General features: G+C 70.2%; 12 protein-coding genes. 2 read left to right on the top strand and 10 right to left on the bottom strand.

Translation table 11 applies throughout. The features are described from left to right. Nucleotides 1-24 precede the first annotated feature (24 nt). From JNW87_RS00755 to JNW87_RS00740, 4 genes are all read right to left on the bottom strand, one after another. The gene (locus JNW87_RS00755; RefSeq protein WP_236648005.1) at nucleotides 25-528 is read right to left on the bottom strand and encodes an aldo/keto reductase; all 504 of its coding nucleotides are present in this window, start codon (nucleotides 526-528) and stop codon (nucleotides 25-27) included. Further along, nucleotides 525-1,922: an IS607 family element RNA-guided endonuclease TnpB gene (gene tnpB / locus JNW87_RS00750; RefSeq protein ID WP_236648004.1), complete on the bottom strand. Its 1,398-nt coding sequence runs from the start codon at nucleotides 1,920-1,922 to the stop codon at nucleotides 525-527. Before tnpB ends, JNW87_RS00755 begins: the two co-directional genes overlap by 4 nt. 156 nt (nucleotides 1,923-2,078) lie before the next feature. Beyond that, on the bottom strand, nucleotides 2,079-2,369 hold the full coding sequence (locus JNW87_RS40345; RefSeq protein WP_236648003.1) for an aldo/keto reductase: 291 nt from the start codon (nucleotides 2,367-2,369) through the stop codon (nucleotides 2,079-2,081). Nucleotides 2,370-2,620: 251 nt separating this feature from the next. Then, nucleotides 2,621-2,869: a hypothetical protein gene (locus JNW87_RS00740; protein ID WP_109802810.1), complete on the bottom strand. Its 249-nt coding sequence runs from the start codon at nucleotides 2,867-2,869 to the stop codon at nucleotides 2,621-2,623. Nucleotides 2,870-2,973: 104 nt separating this feature from the next. Between JNW87_RS00740 and JNW87_RS00735 the strand changes: the two genes are divergently transcribed. Further along, nucleotides 2,974-3,465 (top strand): hypothetical protein, encoded by a 492-nt coding sequence (locus JNW87_RS00735; protein ID WP_161557878.1) that lies wholly within the window; start codon nucleotides 2,974-2,976, stop codon nucleotides 3,463-3,465. 2 nt (nucleotides 3,466-3,467) lie between these two features. On the opposite strand, the gene JNW87_RS00730 is transcribed toward JNW87_RS00735, so the two are convergent. The 3 genes from JNW87_RS00730 to JNW87_RS00720 all read right to left on the bottom strand — a co-directional run bounded on the left by JNW87_RS00730 (nucleotide 3,468) and on the right by JNW87_RS00720 (nucleotide 6,222). Beyond that, nucleotides 3,468-3,692, bottom strand: a complete 225-nt coding sequence (locus tag JNW87_RS00730; RefSeq protein WP_109802809.1) for a hypothetical protein — start codon at nucleotides 3,690-3,692, stop codon at nucleotides 3,468-3,470. A 556-nt stretch (nucleotides 3,693-4,248) separates the two neighbouring features. Further along, nucleotides 4,249-5,100 carry an aldo/keto reductase gene (locus tag JNW87_RS00725; RefSeq protein ID WP_109802808.1) on the bottom strand — a complete coding sequence of 284 codons (852 nt, stop codon included), beginning with the start codon at nucleotides 5,098-5,100 and terminating at the stop codon, nucleotides 4,249-4,251. 153 nt (nucleotides 5,101-5,253) lie between these two features. Continuing rightward, nucleotides 5,254-6,222: a LysR family transcriptional regulator gene (locus JNW87_RS00720; RefSeq protein ID WP_109802866.1), complete on the bottom strand. Its 969-nt coding sequence runs from the start codon at nucleotides 6,220-6,222 to the stop codon at nucleotides 5,254-5,256. A gap of 88 nt (nucleotides 6,223-6,310) precedes the next feature. Here JNW87_RS00720 and JNW87_RS00715 point away from each other — a divergent pair, with 88 nt between their 5' ends. Continuing rightward, nucleotides 6,311-6,817 carry a SigE family RNA polymerase sigma factor gene (locus tag JNW87_RS00715; protein ID WP_109802807.1) on the top strand — a complete coding sequence of 169 codons (507 nt, stop codon included), beginning with the start codon at nucleotides 6,311-6,313 and terminating at the stop codon, nucleotides 6,815-6,817. Here JNW87_RS00715 and JNW87_RS00710 read toward each other — a convergent pair. The 3 genes from JNW87_RS00710 to JNW87_RS00700 are packed head-to-tail and all read right to left on the bottom strand — an operon-like array spanning nucleotide 6,787 to nucleotide 14,946. Then, a complete protein-coding gene (locus JNW87_RS00710) occupies nucleotides 6,787-11,355 on the bottom strand; it encodes a heparinase II/III family protein (protein ID WP_238452705.1) in 4,569 nt (1,522 codons plus the stop codon). The two genes, JNW87_RS00715 and JNW87_RS00710, sit on opposite strands and share 31 nt — an antisense overlap. A gap of 36 nt (nucleotides 11,356-11,391) precedes the next feature. Beyond that, entirely contained in the window at nucleotides 11,392-12,663 is a 1,272-nt protein-coding gene (locus JNW87_RS00705) for an AGE family epimerase/isomerase (protein WP_109805426.1), read from the bottom strand. Between the two features lie 48 nt (nucleotides 12,664-12,711). Continuing rightward, nucleotides 12,712-14,946 carry a hypothetical protein gene (locus JNW87_RS00700; protein WP_238452704.1) on the bottom strand — a complete coding sequence of 745 codons (2,235 nt, stop codon included), beginning with the start codon at nucleotides 14,944-14,946 and terminating at the stop codon, nucleotides 12,712-12,714. Between the last annotated feature and the right edge of the window lie 2 nt (nucleotides 14,947-14,948).

The following is a 14,948-nucleotide window of genomic DNA, read 5'->3' as shown; positions in this document are numbered from 1 at the left end:
GCCCGAGCCGTTGACTCGGGGCCACTACCGCGACTGGTCCAGACGATCCCGCTGCTCGGCGGTCAGCTCCAGGTCCACCGCGGCCAGGCTCTCGTCCAGCTGCGCCACCGACGAGGCCCCGACCAGCGGGATCGCCGGCACGTCGCCGCCCATCAGCCAGGCCAGCACCACCTGGTTCACCGTCGCCCCGGTCTGCGCCGCCACCTCCCGCAGCGCCGCCAGCCGCCCCGGGACGCTCGGCAGGTCGTACGCCGGGCCGAGCGGCTTGTCCGCCCGGGTGTACGCGCCGGTCAGCAGCGGCGAGTACGCCACCAGCGTCAGCTCCGGCTCGGCCCGCAGGTAGCTGGCCAGGTCCGGGCCGACCGCGCCGACGTCGCCGTCCGGGTCCAGCTCGCTGGGCACGTCGAAGCGGCGTTGCAGGTACGTGTGGTGGTACTGGAGCACCTCGTACCCGGGCAGGCCGGCCGCGGCGGCGAGCGCCCGGGCCCGCTCCACCCGGCCCGGTGGTTGCTCGCCGTTTCCTCTCATGATGCGTGGGTGAGCTCATGATTGGATGTCCTACCTTGCGGTGGGACGGTCCCGGTGTTACCCGCTTTGGCGGTGCCGGGTTGACGTTTCACGGCCACCAGCCCCGCGAGCGGGGTCTTACGGTCGGCTCCACGTCCGTTTCGCGTCTCCGGGCCACTCCCGGCGACGGTGACCGCCAGCGCGGCCAGGTTTCGTGCGGCGTTGACGTCCCGGTCCAGGACGAGGCCGCAGGTGGTGCAGGTGTAGGTGCGCTCGGACAGGGCGAGTTTGGTTTTCACCGTGCCGCAGCCCGAGCAGGTTTTCGAGGACGGATACCACCGGTCGGCCACCACCAGCCGCCCGCCGCCCCATGAGGTTTTGTACGCCAGTTGCCGCCGTAGTTCGGCGAACCCGGCATCGGCGATGTGCCGGGCCAGCCGCCGGTTGGCGAGCATCCCGGCCACGTTGAGGTCTTCCACCACCACCGTGCCGTACTCGCGGGCGAGCCGGGTGGTCAGCTTGTGCAGACCGTCACGGCGCAGATGAGCGACCCGGGCATGCGCCCGACCGAGCCGGACGGACGCCCGCTCCCACCGCCTCGACCCACGCCGGCCGGTGCGCCGGTCAGGGCCGACCCGGCGAGAGGCTCGCCGGGCCAAACGCCGCATCCGGCGGGCGGCAGTGTGCAGGTGGCGCGGGTTGGGCTCCACCTCACCGGTGGACAGCACCGCCAGATGCTTGACGCCAAGGTCTACGCCGACCACCACTTCCGGCTGGTTTGGAGTGCGTGCGGCGCGGTCGACGTCGACGCAGAACGCCACGTACCAGCGCCCACCGTCGCGGCGCACCGTCGCCGACACAATCCGGGCGGTGCCCGCCTCAAGCCGGCGGGCGAGCTTACGCGCGGACTCGTGCAGCTTCAACCGGCCCAGCCGGGGCAACACCACATGCCTGCGGTCCGGCTCGACGCGGATCGCCCCGGTGGTGAACCGCACCGACGGGGTGGAGCGGCGGCGGGACTTGAAACGCGGGAACCCGACCGGGTGCCCGGCGCGCTTGCCGGTGCGGGAGTCGGACCAGTTCTTCAATCCCCTGGCCAGCGCGTCCAGGCCGGTGTTGAACGCCTCCTTCGAACACTCGGTCCACCACGGCGCCACATCGGCCTTCGCCGCGTTCCACGCTCTGCGAAGCGCGGGCAGAGACCAGCCGATCGTGGGGGTGAGCTGCTCGTCGGGGGTGCCGTAAGTGCGTTCGACGGCCCGCTGATCCATCACCGCCTTGACCCGGGCCAGCGCCCAGTTGTGTGCCACGCGCGCCGCACCAGCATGCGCGAGCACCGCCCGCTCCTGTCGGGGCGTCAGGTCCAACGCGAACCGGTACGCCTGCACCACACCCAACCGCTCGCGGCCCGCCACGCCCAGCACGATAACCACCCGGTACGACACTCACCCGCAACCACCACGACCTGGCCCCCACGGCGCCGAGCCGCCGACCGCCTGATCCCCCGTCACAATGCACCACCCACATCGCAAGCCACTCTTTTAAGGTCACTAACGCATACCCAAATTTACTCAAACGGCAACAGTTGACACCCCCAACAGGCCCACCGTGCCCTCGGCAACCAGTTCGGCGAACGCCGTGACGGTCTCCTCCAGCGGCACGGTCCGGTCCTCGATGTGCGCGTAGAGCAGGTGCAGCGGTTCCATGCCGCGCCGTTCCCGGCAGCGCTCGGCGGACTCCCGGATCACCTTCGCCGACAGGCCCTCCGGATTGTCGGCGTAGCTGGTGCCGGGGCCAGGGGGCGCGCGCCGAGCTTGGTGGCGATGACGATCTCGTCGCCGACGCCCCGGCTGCGCCGCCACCGGCAGAGCAGCTCCTCGCTCTCCCCGCCCTGGCCGCCGTTTTGCCAGAAGGCGTAGTTGTCCGAGGTAGCACCCCGTAGCCGCCGCCGGCGTCCATCTGGAAGCCCCACAGCAGGCCGCTCGGCCCGTCCGCCGGCAGCGTCGCCAGGTGCACGATCACCTCTGCGCCCTGCTCCCGAGTCACTGATTGACCGCCTTTGGACAGGCGGACGCGCCGGGACTGGAACTCCCGGCGGCGTCCGCCTGCGCCGTTAGCGGTGTGCGCCCCGAGCTGCACGGATGGGGCGACCGTTCAGGGTCATCCGCATGCGGGTGCGGCCGCTCGCATCGGGTACAGGCTCGACGGCCACGCGGGGGAAGAGCTTGGCGGCGGTGAAGAGCACCCCGCCGGCCACCACCAAGGCTACGGCCAGCCAGGTGAGCTGATATGCGGCCAGGCTCACGCCCGCAACGCTGATTCCGGCACCGGTCTTCGGGAGGGTGTACATGAGCAGCTTCATCCTTCGGTCTCGTCGGTTCCCTAGGTAGCGCTCCAGCCGCCCTTGCCGCCAGCGATAAAAACCGCGAAGGCGCGCAGGTAGGCCAGCGTGAGCAAGAGGGTGTTGTGACCGGGACCCCGGCGTACCTGGTCGACGCGAGCTACGAGGTGCTGGCCTGGAACCGGCTGGCCACCTGGTTCGTCGGCGAGCTGTCGGCGGTGCCGGCCGCCGAGCGGAACATGATCCGCTGGATGTTCCGGCGCGCGATCCCCGGGTCGTACTGGGACGACCCGGAGGTGCTGCGGTTCGCCCGTACCTCGGTGGCCGACCTGCGCGCCGCGTACGGCCGCTACCCGGGCGACCCGGCGATCGCCGCGCTCGTCACCGAGCTGCTCGGGGTGTCGCCGCGGTTCGCCGCACTCTGGGCGGAGCACGAGGTCGGCGAGCGCCGCCCGACCGTCAAGCGGATCGACCACCCCGAGCTGGGGCCGCTGGAGTTCGAATGCCGGGTGCTGCACGTCCCGGAGACCGACCAGCGGCTGATCGTCTACGTCCCCGAACCGGGCTCGGCGACCCCGGCGGCGTTCCACCGGATCGCCGAGCGCGTCGGCTCCTGAGATCAGGCGGCCTTCTGCAGGGCCGCGACGGCCAGCGGGGCCAGCCGGGTCAGCAGCTTCTGGGTGGCCGCGAGGTCGCCGTTCTCGTCGGAGGCGTCGATCTCCAGCACGAAGTTGCCCCGGGCCAGCAGCAGCGTGCACTGGTGGAACGGGCGGCTGCTGGCGAGGCGCTCGCAGAAGGTGATGGTCTCCGGCCCGTCCGGCAGCAGCGGGGGCGACGGGCGCACGATCGTCGACACCTTGCCGTCGGACGAGTAGGTGCCGCTTGCACTTGGCCAGGGTCGCGCAGCTCGTCGGCGAGCTTGCGGCCGGGCACCTTCAGGTAGCCGACGACGTACTGGCGGAGCCAGATCTTCTCCCCGCGCCAGAGCCGCTCCCGCTGGCCGCTGCGCTTGCGGTCCGACGGCAGGCTGTCCCGGCAGGGGGCGATCAGCTTCACCGCCTCGGTGCTCTTCTCGGCGTAGTCGGCCGTCTCCGGGTGGAAGTCGGCGTCCAGGTCCAGCATCGCGGCCTTCACCCGGCTGCGGATCTGGGCGGCCGTGTTGGGCGCCGGCCGCAGCGGCGGTGGGGGCGTCGCCGAGGGGGTCGGCGGCGCCGACCACTGGCTGGCCCGCGGGGCCGCGGCCGGCCTGCAGGCGCCGACTCCGGCGACGATCAGCAACGACAGCAGGGCGAGCGGGAGACGGCGGCGCATCATCGCGGCGAGGTGGTCCTTTCGTACGCGAGGAAGGGGCCCTCCCGGGCCCCCTCCTTACCTGCGCCGCGCTCCTCCGGTGCGTTACGTCAGCTCGGTACGTAGTCGAAGGTGTCCGGGTTCGGGCCCTGCCGCCCGGCCTCGCCCTTGTCCAGGTTCGTGATCCGGTCCATCGCCGCGTCGTCCAGCTCGAAGTCGAAGATCTGGAAGTTCTCCTCGATCCGCTTCGGGGTGGTCGACTTCGGGAAGACGATGTCGCCGCGCTGCACGTGCCAGCGCAGCACCACCTGCGCGGGGGTGCGGCCGACCTGCTGGGCGATGTCGACGATCGTCGGGTCGTCGAGCACCTTGCCCTGCGCGATCGGGGACCACGCCTGCGTCACGACGTTGTGCGCCTTGTCGTACGCGCGCACCTCCTCGTTGCCGAAGTACGGGTGCGCCTCGATCTGGTTCACCGCCGGCACCACGTCCGCCTCGGCGGCCAGCCGCTCCAGGTGCGCCACCTGGAAGTTCGACACCCCGATCGACCGGACCCGGCCGTCGCGCTGCAGCTCCTCCAGCACCTTCCAGGTGGAGACGAAGTCCCCGTCGTAGAGGGTCGGCAGCGGCCAGTGGATCAGGAACAGATCCAGGTAGTCGAACTTCAGCGCCTGCAGCGTCGACTCGAACGCCTTGCAGGCGTCGTCGGGCCGGTGGAAGCCGTTGTTCAGCTTGCTGGTGACGAAGACCTCGCCGCGGTCCAGCCCGGAGGTGCGGACCGCCTGCCCCACCTCGGCCTCGTTGCCGTACATCTCGGCGGTGTCGATGTGCCGGTAGCCGACCTCCAGCGCCTTGCCCACCGCCGTCGGGGTGTCCTTCGGCTCGATCTGGAAGACCCCGAAGCCGAGCTGCGGAATGGTGTTGCCGTCGTTGAGCGAGATGTCGGGAATCGGGTTTGCCATGCGGCTGTCTCTCCCATCGTCAAGGCGCCCGTCCGGCGCGGGAGCGCTGCCACGGCCCGCCGGGCGCGCCTTTCACTTCCTTGTCGTACCCGACGGCGCCGCTTCGTCACAGCGGTTTGCGGGTGATCTGCGACAAGGGTCTCCTTCGGTCGCTCAGCCGGTCGGCGCTTGACCGGCCTCGAAGAGGACCGGCCACGGCCGGGCCACCGACGGGATCGGCGGGGCGAGCGCCGGCTCGGCCACCGCCAGCACCTCGGCCGCGAGCTGCCCGAACATCGGCGCGGCCGGGTGCGCCGAACGGTCCGGCCAGGCCGCCGAGGTTCGCTTCACCAGCGGATTCCCGACCACCGGCCGCCAGGCGATCCGGGGCTCCCGGCGGGCCAGCGCCTCCGGCTCGATGGCCACCGCGCCGCCCGCCAGCACCAGGCCGAAGAGGAACTCCGGGTTGCGGGCGTGCCGGACCCGACCGGGCGTGAAGCCGTGCCGCCGGCACACCGCCAGGACGTGGTCGTGCAGGCCGGGCGCGGTCGCCGGAGGCGCGGTGACCAGATCCAGCCCGGCCAGCTCGGCCAGGTCGACCTGCCGGCCCCGGGCCAGCGGCGAGGCCCGCGGCAGCAGCACCCCCAGCGGTACGTCGACCGCCGGGCCGAACCGCAGCCCGGCCGAGTCCACCGGGTGGTGCAGCAGGCCCGCGTCGAGCCCGCCCTCGGCGAGCATCCGGACCTGCTCGGCGCTGGTCAGCTCGTGCAGGTCGACCTCCAGCCCGGGCGCCTCGGCGGCGAGCCGGTCCAGCAGCACGCGCAGCGTCACCGCCGGGGTCTCCGGCGGTACGCCGGCCCGCAGCACGCCCAGCGCCCCCCGGCGTACCTGGTGGATGAGGTTGCGCAGCCGCTGCTCCCCGGCGAGCAGCTCGTCGGCCTCGCCGAGCAGCAGCTGACCGGCGGTGGTGAGCCGGACCTGCCGCCGGGACCGGTCGAAGAGCTCGACCTGGAGTTCCCGCTCCAACCGCTGGATCGACTGGCTCAGCGGCGGCTGCGCCATCCCCAACGCCTCCGCCGCCCGCCCGAAGTGCAGCTCCCGGGCGACCACCACGAAGTGCCGCAGATGCCGCAGCAGATCCACCACCGCACCCTAGTACTCCGGCCCGGGTTCGTTGAGGCCACAACCGAATCGGGTCCCGGACCACTCATAGTGTTGCTGGGAGGTCGGGTTGCGGGATGAACGGGAATACGTCGACTACGTGCAGGCGCGCACGCCGTCGCTGCGGCGGCTTGCCTACAGGTTGTGCGCAGAGTGGTCGGCCGCTGACGATCTGGTGCAGGAGTGTCTCGTCGCGCTGTACCGGCACTGGCGGAAGGCGTCGGCGGCGGACTCGATCGACGCCTACGTTCGGGCGATGCTGGTCCACGCCTACCTGGCCGAGCGGGAGCGCACGTGGACCCGCCGGGTCCGCCCCGCCGCCGACGTGGCCGGGCCCTCGGCTACGCCGCTGACCGGCGCCGAGCACCGCATCGACCTGCTGGCCGCGCTCGCCAAGCTGTCCCGCGGGCAGCGCGCGGTGCTGGTCCTGCGCTACTGGGAGGGCCTCGACGTCGCCCAGACCGCGGCGGCGCTGGGCTGCTCGACCGGGACCGTCAAGAGCCAGACGTCGTACGCCATCGCGGCGCTGCGACGCCTGCTGCCGAACTACGTGCCGGGAGGGTCGGACATCCCATGAGAGACCTGTTCGCCACCCTGCCGGACGAGCCGGCGCCGCCGATGCCGGCCGGCTACCTGGACACCGTGCTCACCCTGGGCCGCCGCTCGGCCCGCCGCCGGCGGATCGGCACCGCCGCGGTGTGGGCGGTCGTCGTGCTCGCCCTCGCCGTCCTGGTCGTGCCCGGCGTGCCGCTTCCTGCCCAGCCGGGCGCCCCGTCGAAGAAGCCCGGCCTGCCGGACCGCTTCGCCGGGTACTCGCTGCTCACCAGCACCGTCACCAAGGCCCCGCCCGGCCGCGCGATCGCCCTCTACGGCTACGGCAACGGCGAACTGTTCAACATGTTCCAGCCGCTGGTCGTCGGGGCCGACCGGGACACGTACCGGCAGGTCGACGCCCTGCAGGAGCGCAACCGCCCGTCGGCGCTGCTCGCCCCGGACGGCACCCGCGTGCTGCTCGGCGACGACCGCGGCGCGACCGGCGACCTGGTCCTCGTCGACCTGACCACCGGCAAGCGCCGGTCGATTCCGCTCGGCGGCCCGGTCCGCGTGCGGCTGCTGGCCTGGTCCCCCGACGGCCGCCACGTCGCGTACAGCGCCGCCCCCCTCACCCGCTCCGGCGAGTTCGGCAGCGTCAACTTCGTCGAACCCGAGGTGGCCCGCACCGGCACGCTGCGGCTGCTCGACCTGTCGACCGGACGCAGCACCGAGGTGCCGGCGATCAAACCAGCGTGGACGGCGGCGTTCGCGCCGGACAGCCGCCGGCTCGCCGTACAGGTCGGTCAGGAGGTCCACCTCGTCGACCTCGACGGCCGCGAGTCCGGCAGCGTCCACATCACGGCCGGGCGCGAGCTGGCCGCCAACGTCGGCTGGTCGCCGGACGGCAGGTTCCTCGCCACCGTGCCCTGGCTCTCGGAGGGGCCATTCAACGGCACCACCGGCGGCAACACCAACCATGGTGTGTTCCTGTCGATCGCCGGCAACGTCGACTTCGTCGCCATCACCGACGGCGGCACACCGCCGCCGGCGCCGATCCAGGACGTCGTGCAGCTCCTCGGCTGGCGCTCGGCGGGCAGCGTGGTCGCCGCGACCGCGAACGCCGCGGGGCAGCTGTCGCTGACCGAGGTGCAGCTCGGCGCCGGCACCCGCCGGACACTGTCCCGCTTCGACCCGGGCGACAGCTGTGAACTGGGCATGCAGACCTGCCAGGTGTTCGACCTGCAGCTCGCCACCGGCCTGCTGCCCGACCTGACCGTCCGGCACGCCGGCCGCCCACAGCGCGGCCCCTGGCCGGCCGCCCTGACGATCCCCGTCGTCACCGTCGTCCTCGGCGCCGCGCTCCTGCTGTGGCGCGGCTGCGCCGGACCTGACGGCCCACGGCCGGAATCGGCGGCTGTTCAGCAGGAGCTCGATCCGGTGGCGGTTGCCGGCGGCACCTCCGCTTCCGGCGATCCTGCCGTCGGGGCCGGGGAGTTCCGGGTGGATGTCGAGCACCAGTCGGGTGTCGTCGTCCAAATGGGCGGCCACGATTTGATAGCTGGCGTTACGCTCGCCGTCGTTGTCGACGTAGATGTAGATGTAGCAGCCTTCTAACTCGGCGGGTTGTTCGCCGTGGGACAACGTCCGATCGAGCGTCACCACCAACTGATTGGATGTCGACAGCTCCCGGGTGAAGTCGGCGAGCTTTCCAATGATCGCGCCGTGACCGGCGGACAGCTGCGGCAGTGGACCGAGCATGGTCCCGTCGTGATGGCAGGCGTATTCCGGTTCGCCGTCCCGCAATGAGTAGACGCCGAACGATCCGCGGAACAGGAAACGGTCGTCCACGCGCAGCAGCACGTCCGGCTCAGCACAGCTCACCACGTAGTCGATCCGCCCGTTGACCAGCTCCACGCGGACCGCGACCGCCTCGTGCTCGGCGACGGCGCCGGTCATCGCCGTCACCGGTACGAGACGCACCGACCGTACCGACCGAGTCCCGACGTACGGTTCCAGCAGGGACACGAACTGGGTGGCCAATTTCGTACCGGAACGGTGGGCGATCAGATAGCGCAGCTTCTTCGGATTGCCGGGCTGGTTGCGCGCCGGTATGCCGTCGGCCAGCGCCACGTCGTCCACGGCGGTGAGCATGGTGAGCCGTAGGTGCAGATCGGGATCGGTCTCGTGGACGTCCCAGGTGTCCCGCACCGCCCAGTCGACGCTGAACACGGGACTCGGCGACCCGTCGCGCTCCACGTTGAACAGCCAGTCGAACCCGTTGGCGTTCGGACGGGCCCGCGAGTTGTCGGGTGGCGGCTGCACGTCCGCGCCGGCGTAGGTTCCGGTCGACTGTGGCGTCAGCGACAGACCCTGGACGCTCGCGGGGCCATCCGCGCCATGGAAGGAAAAGTGGTGCTGCTCGCCGCCAACGACGCGGAATACATCGACGTAGTACGAGTTCGTCTCATCGATGTCGACCATCGCGGTCATTCGCCGGTAGCTGCTGGTCTGCGGATACACCTCGGGCGCGGCGATATCGAACATCCTGACCCGATCCGTGACGGCGAGGCCCTGCGGACGCCCGACCCAGTGTTGCTGCTGGCGGCTCGCGTCGACCACCACCGTGTTGTGGGCGATGGTGTTGTGCTGCCACTCCACCTCGCGGGCGCTGCCGTCGGCGGTTTCCGGGTAACCGAGGTCCGGGGCGAGGTCTACCCCAACGCCGTACAAGCCGAGGTTCAGCGCGTCGGAATGTCCGTGGCCGTGGTTGCGGCCGTAGTACGACCACGCACCCCGCATCGTGCCTGCTCGCCCGGTCCGCAAGGCGGCGAACCCGAATCCGGTCAGGTTTTCGCTTGGCAGGTTCAGCTCGCCTCGATCATGGACGATTTGACGAATCAGATCCTGGGCGCCCGCGACGTCTAGACTGAACTGGCTGCCGTAGCTGGAGTCGATGTCGCCCTTGCTGAGCAGATGTGTGATCTGCGCGTATTCCGGGTTGCCGTAGCGCTCGAAGTAGGCGAAGTACTCGTTCGGCCCGGCGAAGAGATCCGGTTGGCCGGTACGGCCGGTGTCGCCGATGCCCGGCGTGTAGCGGTTGAGCATCCAAATTCGGTGTCGGCTACCCACGAGTTTCCGCATCTTGGGGTGCGCGTACAGGTTCGCCCGGTCATAGCCGTCGTAGTCGGACAGGATGTCGGCGACGCCGCGGAGTTGACTGAGCCAGAGCTGGTCGTACTGCGCGGACCCTTCGTTGCCGAAGCCGTCGCGGTCGACGTCGTCCACCAGTGTGGCGTAGACGTTGCCGCCGGTGAGCCGGATGTCGGGGTCGTATACGACGCCACCGCTGGCGAAAATCCAGTCGATCCACTCCCTCGACGCCTGCGGGTCGTCGAGCACCACCGCGGCCGTCGCCAGGGCACTCTGGTGCATCCCGAAGTTGCCGCGGATCTGCGCGTCCTTGACCGCCGGGAAGATCACCCGGTAGAGACCGTTCTCGATGTTGCGGCGGACGGCCGCCGGGGAGTCCTTGGGCGGCAGCCCGTACCGCTGCGCCTGCTCGGACAGGAACGGCACCACGCCCGCCTCGTCGGTCTCGGCGATCGCCGGAAAGAACGCGTCGTAGACGCTGAGCAACTCGCGGGTCAGGTCGCAGTCCCAGATCGAGCCGACCACCTTGCCCTTCCCGCTCAGCCCGTCGGAGACCAGATACCCGTCCTGGCGACGGTATGCGCCGGTGTCCATCGCCGGGAACACGTCGGCGACCCGGTCGAGCAGGATCAGGCCGGCGTGCGCGTAGCGCAGGTCACCGGTGCACAGGAACGCGTCCCGCAGATAGATCAGCCCGGCCCAGATCAGCGAGGGCGCCGTGGTCACCGCGAACCAGACGACAAAGAAGTTGTAGTATGCGACGAACGTCCACTTGTCGCCGTTGTCGTCCACCCAACCGAAGCCGTCGTCGACGCCCCAGTTCGGGCCACGCTCCGGGTACAGTTCGTTGATCAGCAGGTTACGGTCAGCCCGCTCCCGGTGGAACTGGCCCTGTTCGTCCAGGCCCGAGGCATAGAACTTGGCGAAGTCGTTGGTGGGGAACACATCACCGCTGATCGGGTCGACCAGCTTCCAGGGGCGGTTGAACGGGTCGACGCGCCAGGGCTGGCGGCCGTACTTGTAGATGGCGGTGCCGCTGGTGGGCGAGCCGAGCGGCTCGTTGACCGCGTAGCTGCGTGGCAGGCCCTGACCGGTCACGCTGTTCCACAGCCACTCGTCGCTCTTGTCGAGCCAGGGTGCGGCCTGCTTGACCCGCTCGTCGCGCAGCGCCCGCGCCCAGCCGTACTGCTCGATGTTTCGGCGCAGCGCGGCGACCTTCTGCGGCGTGTACAAGCTCGGCTTGGTTTTCACCGGGTCGACCACGGCGGCCGAGGCGGGACGCGCCCCGCTGAACGTTCCCAGCGTCCCGGCCGCGACGACCAGTCCGGAATAGCGCAGCAGGTCGCGACGGCTCAGGGTGGGCGCGAGCAGGCGCCCCGGCCAAAGGTGGTGGCCAGCCGGACCGGAGGGGAAATTACTCCTGTTCACCATGGTGGTGCTCCTGTCTTGCGGTGCGGTAACGGCGGGTCAGGGACAGCAGGACGTCTCGGCGTGCTCGTCGAGTCGGTCCTGGCGCAGCGCGGCCGCGATGCCTTGATCGGCTGGAACCCGGGCCACCAGGGTGGCCTGAAGCGCGTGGTATAGGTCGGGCTTCCCCTGCCACACGTCGTCCATCAGGTGGTGGTTCCGGTCGAGCTGGTGATGCCATCCCCCGAGGTCGTGGTCGATGAAACGGTGGTGCGCGTACTCCCAGAACCGGCGGTACCACCGCTCGTACGATCGGTCTCCGGTGACCCGGTGCAGGTATGCCGCCGCACCGATCGCCTCCGTGGTCACCCAGTGATAGCGGTCGAGGTTGGCCGGCTGGCCATGCCAGTCCACGGTGAACACAAATCCCCCGTCGGCGGGATCGAAGCCCTCAATGGTCGCCTGGTCGAACAGCCGGGCGGCAGACTCGGTCATCCAGCTCCGCCCCGCCGGGTACACGGCGGAGAGCTGCACCAGCAGCTTCGCCCACTCCAGCCAGTGCCCGATCGTGGAGCCGTACGGGCGGAACTGGTTGCCCGGCTGGTCCCGGTTGTAGTCCGGGAGCATGTTCCATGCGGTGTCGTAGTGTTCCGGAAGCCGCCACTCGTTGTGGGGCGCGAACTCGCCGATGAGGCGCTGCACCACGGATGTCGCCCGGTCGACGAAGATCCCATCGCCGGTGGCCTCGGCGGCGGCGAGGTGCGCCTCGGTCATGTGCATGTTGCTGTTCGCGCCCCGGTACGGCTCGGGGTTGCTCCAGTCCCGGTGATAGCGCTCGGCGAACAGGCCGTGTTTCTGCTCCCAGAAGCGAGAGTCGATCACGGCGGCGACGTCGTCGAGCAGTTCCATTGCCCGGGCGTGCCCGGCCTGCACGGCACTGCTCGCCGCCAGCAGGACGAACGCGTGGCCGTAGCCGTCCTTGGCATCGTCGAGCGGGCCGCCCGGCCCGATGGACCACAACCACCCGCCGTGCCGCCGGTCGCGCAGGTTTTCATCGAGGAAAGCGAGGCCGTGCTCGACGATGTGGTGCGCACCTGGACGACCGAGCAGTTCGGCGATGGCGAAGCAGTGCACCATCCGGGCGGTCAGCCAGAGGTACTTGGGTTGACCCGGCAGCGGTTGGCCGTCGGAGCCGAGCCAGTGGTAGCCACCGGACGGGTCGATCAATGTGCGCTCGTAGAAGCGCAACAAGCGGTCCGTCTCACTCTGCAGCCACCGCCAGTGGCTGCGACTGGTCAGCCAGCAGGGTCCGTCGTCGGTCAGGTCTGCCACGTTCCCTCCGGGTTTGTGTCGAGGCTGCAGAGCGAGACGCCGGTACGGTCAGTTCCGCCCGGTCAGGGCTTCGCTGGTGACGACGGTGAACCCGCCTGGTGGGACCGGCGCGTCGACGCTGCCCGAGCGCCCGTACGCGGTCCGGACGAGTCGGCCGGCGGTGTCGTACGCCCGCGCGGTCACCGGGCCGTCGTCGGGCAGGGACACCGGGCGCGTCTCCCAGCTGTGGGAAAAGCTACGCAGCAGGGCTTGGGCGGCGTTTGTGTCGCCCGCGACATGCCACTCCACCGCGGGCTGGACCAGAACGCCGTCCAGTCGGATCTCGTGGCCCGCCTGCCCGGCGTATCCGATGTCGATGGTGAGCTGGCGCTGGGTCGCGTTGACCGGCTTGTCGAGCGTGACGACGTCGGGGTAGCCGGGCTGTGGGGTGACGCCCTTGTCGCCCGCACCACCGACGTCTACCGACGCCAGCCGTTCGTTGTTCGCCGACACCGTCAGCGCGGCCGCACCAGTGGGTATCTGCATCCGGGTGAAGGCCGGCATCAACAGGTAACGGCCGTCCCGGGGCACCTGGACGGTGAGCCGCACCGTGCCGCCGGGCCGCAGAATCACCTCTTTGCCACTGCACCAGCCCTCGGCGACCACGAACTGGCAGGACTCGCTCAATGTGGTGTCGCCGGAGCGGGTTCCGTCTTCCGCCTCGGCCTGTTGCCAGGTGTACCGCTCACCGGGACGCCAGGCGAGCGCGCGGCGCGCCAGGTCGGGGTTGGCGTCGAGCAGCAGCATCGACATCACGGCGTGTGCGGTCTCGGCGCCCGCGTTGGTGTTCACCCGGCCGTTGCCTTCCAGACCGTCGAACAGCCGCCCGGTCTGCGGGCTGTACATCTGCGCCGAGCCGTAGTTGTCCCCGAAGTACCAGGCGGCGGCAAGGCCGGCGAGGTCACGAAGGCTGTCCCGGTGCGCGAGGGTCCCGACCTTGTAGAGGTTCTGGACCAAGCTGTCCACCGAAAATCCCCACTGGACCCTGAGTGCCGGAGTGGGTGCCCAGAAGGCGTCGGGGCCGCCCTGCGCGAGGACGTGAGGCGCGAAGCGGGCCATCGACGTCGCGGCGGCCTCGACCCAGTCCCGCCGCTGCAGCACCGCCCCGGCCTCGGCCAGTACGCCGGGCATCATCGAGCCCCAGCCGTGCCAAACCGCGCGGTAGCCGGGGTTGGGCATGATAGCTCCGAACGGCCAGGTGTACGCATCGCCCAGCGCCATCTGCGTGAGCCCCTCGGCGAACTGGGTGGTGATCCTCTCGGCCCGGGCCCGCAGCCGCCGGGTCCCGGCGTCGGATGCTCCTACGGTGGCCTTCAGGTAGGCGATCAGGCCCTGCATCGCGTCGGCGGTCGCACCGGCGTCGCCGTACGGCTCGCAGTAGCAGCCCGGGATGAACCAGCGGGGCCGGCGCAGCCCGTCGACGACCTGGTACTGCCCGTACTTGTCCAGCACCTCGCGATCCAACGCGTCGAAGGACAGGGCCAGCCGGTCGGCGAGGAAAGCGGCGAAGTCCGGGTCGCTGTTCTTGAAGGCGGCGTATCCCTCGCCGTACGCCCACATCCCACGCGCCAGGGACCAGTTGGCCTGCTCGTCGTTGCCATCATGGGGCTTCTGCACGTGCTGCAGCGTGCCGTCCGGTTGCATCCAGATTTCAAAGTTGCCGCGGTTGGGTCCGGCGAGTGTCTGGAAGTACGCCGTGCCGCGCAGCAACTGATAGGCGTGCTGGCGGCTGTGGTCGTCGCCGTTCAGGCGCCAGTGCCGCAGGTAGGCGACCGCGTTGCGGGTGATGTCGTCGGTGTCGAACGTTCCCTGCCCCCAGGTTTTCGTCTGTGCGTCGTACACACCGCCGCCGAGCCGGGTGTAACTGTCGTCTGGATTGTGCTGGGTGTACACCCACACGACCCCGAGATCGGGTTCCTGCGCCAGTCGATAGGTGGTGTGGTTGGCCTGTTCCGGCGGGTCCACCGTGTCGTACAGGAAGTTCAGGTGGTCGAGGTTGGCCAGCCGCCCGGGCTGCGGGGTCTGTGCGTGGGCGGCAGGGCTGGCGGCCTGCAGCAGACCGGCCATCAGGATCATCGTGGCCGCCCAGGCGGTCCTGTTTCTTGTCGTCCTCATGTTTACTTCCCTCTTCGAAGAACGCGTGGTCGACCCGCACATCGAGGTAACGGCGGGACCAGGGTGGATCAGACGGTTCAGGCAAGTGAGTGCCATGGGGTGAATCCGATTTGTATTGCGATCGGTCATCG

Origin of the sequence: Micromonospora sp. ATA51, from assembly GCF_016802855.1 — a bacterium.
Taxonomy (GTDB): Bacteria; Actinomycetota; Actinomycetes; order Mycobacteriales; family Micromonosporaceae; genus Micromonospora; species Micromonospora sicca.
The sequence above is the reverse complement of the archived record's forward strand: the minus strand, read 5'-3'. Positions and strand labels throughout refer to the sequence as shown.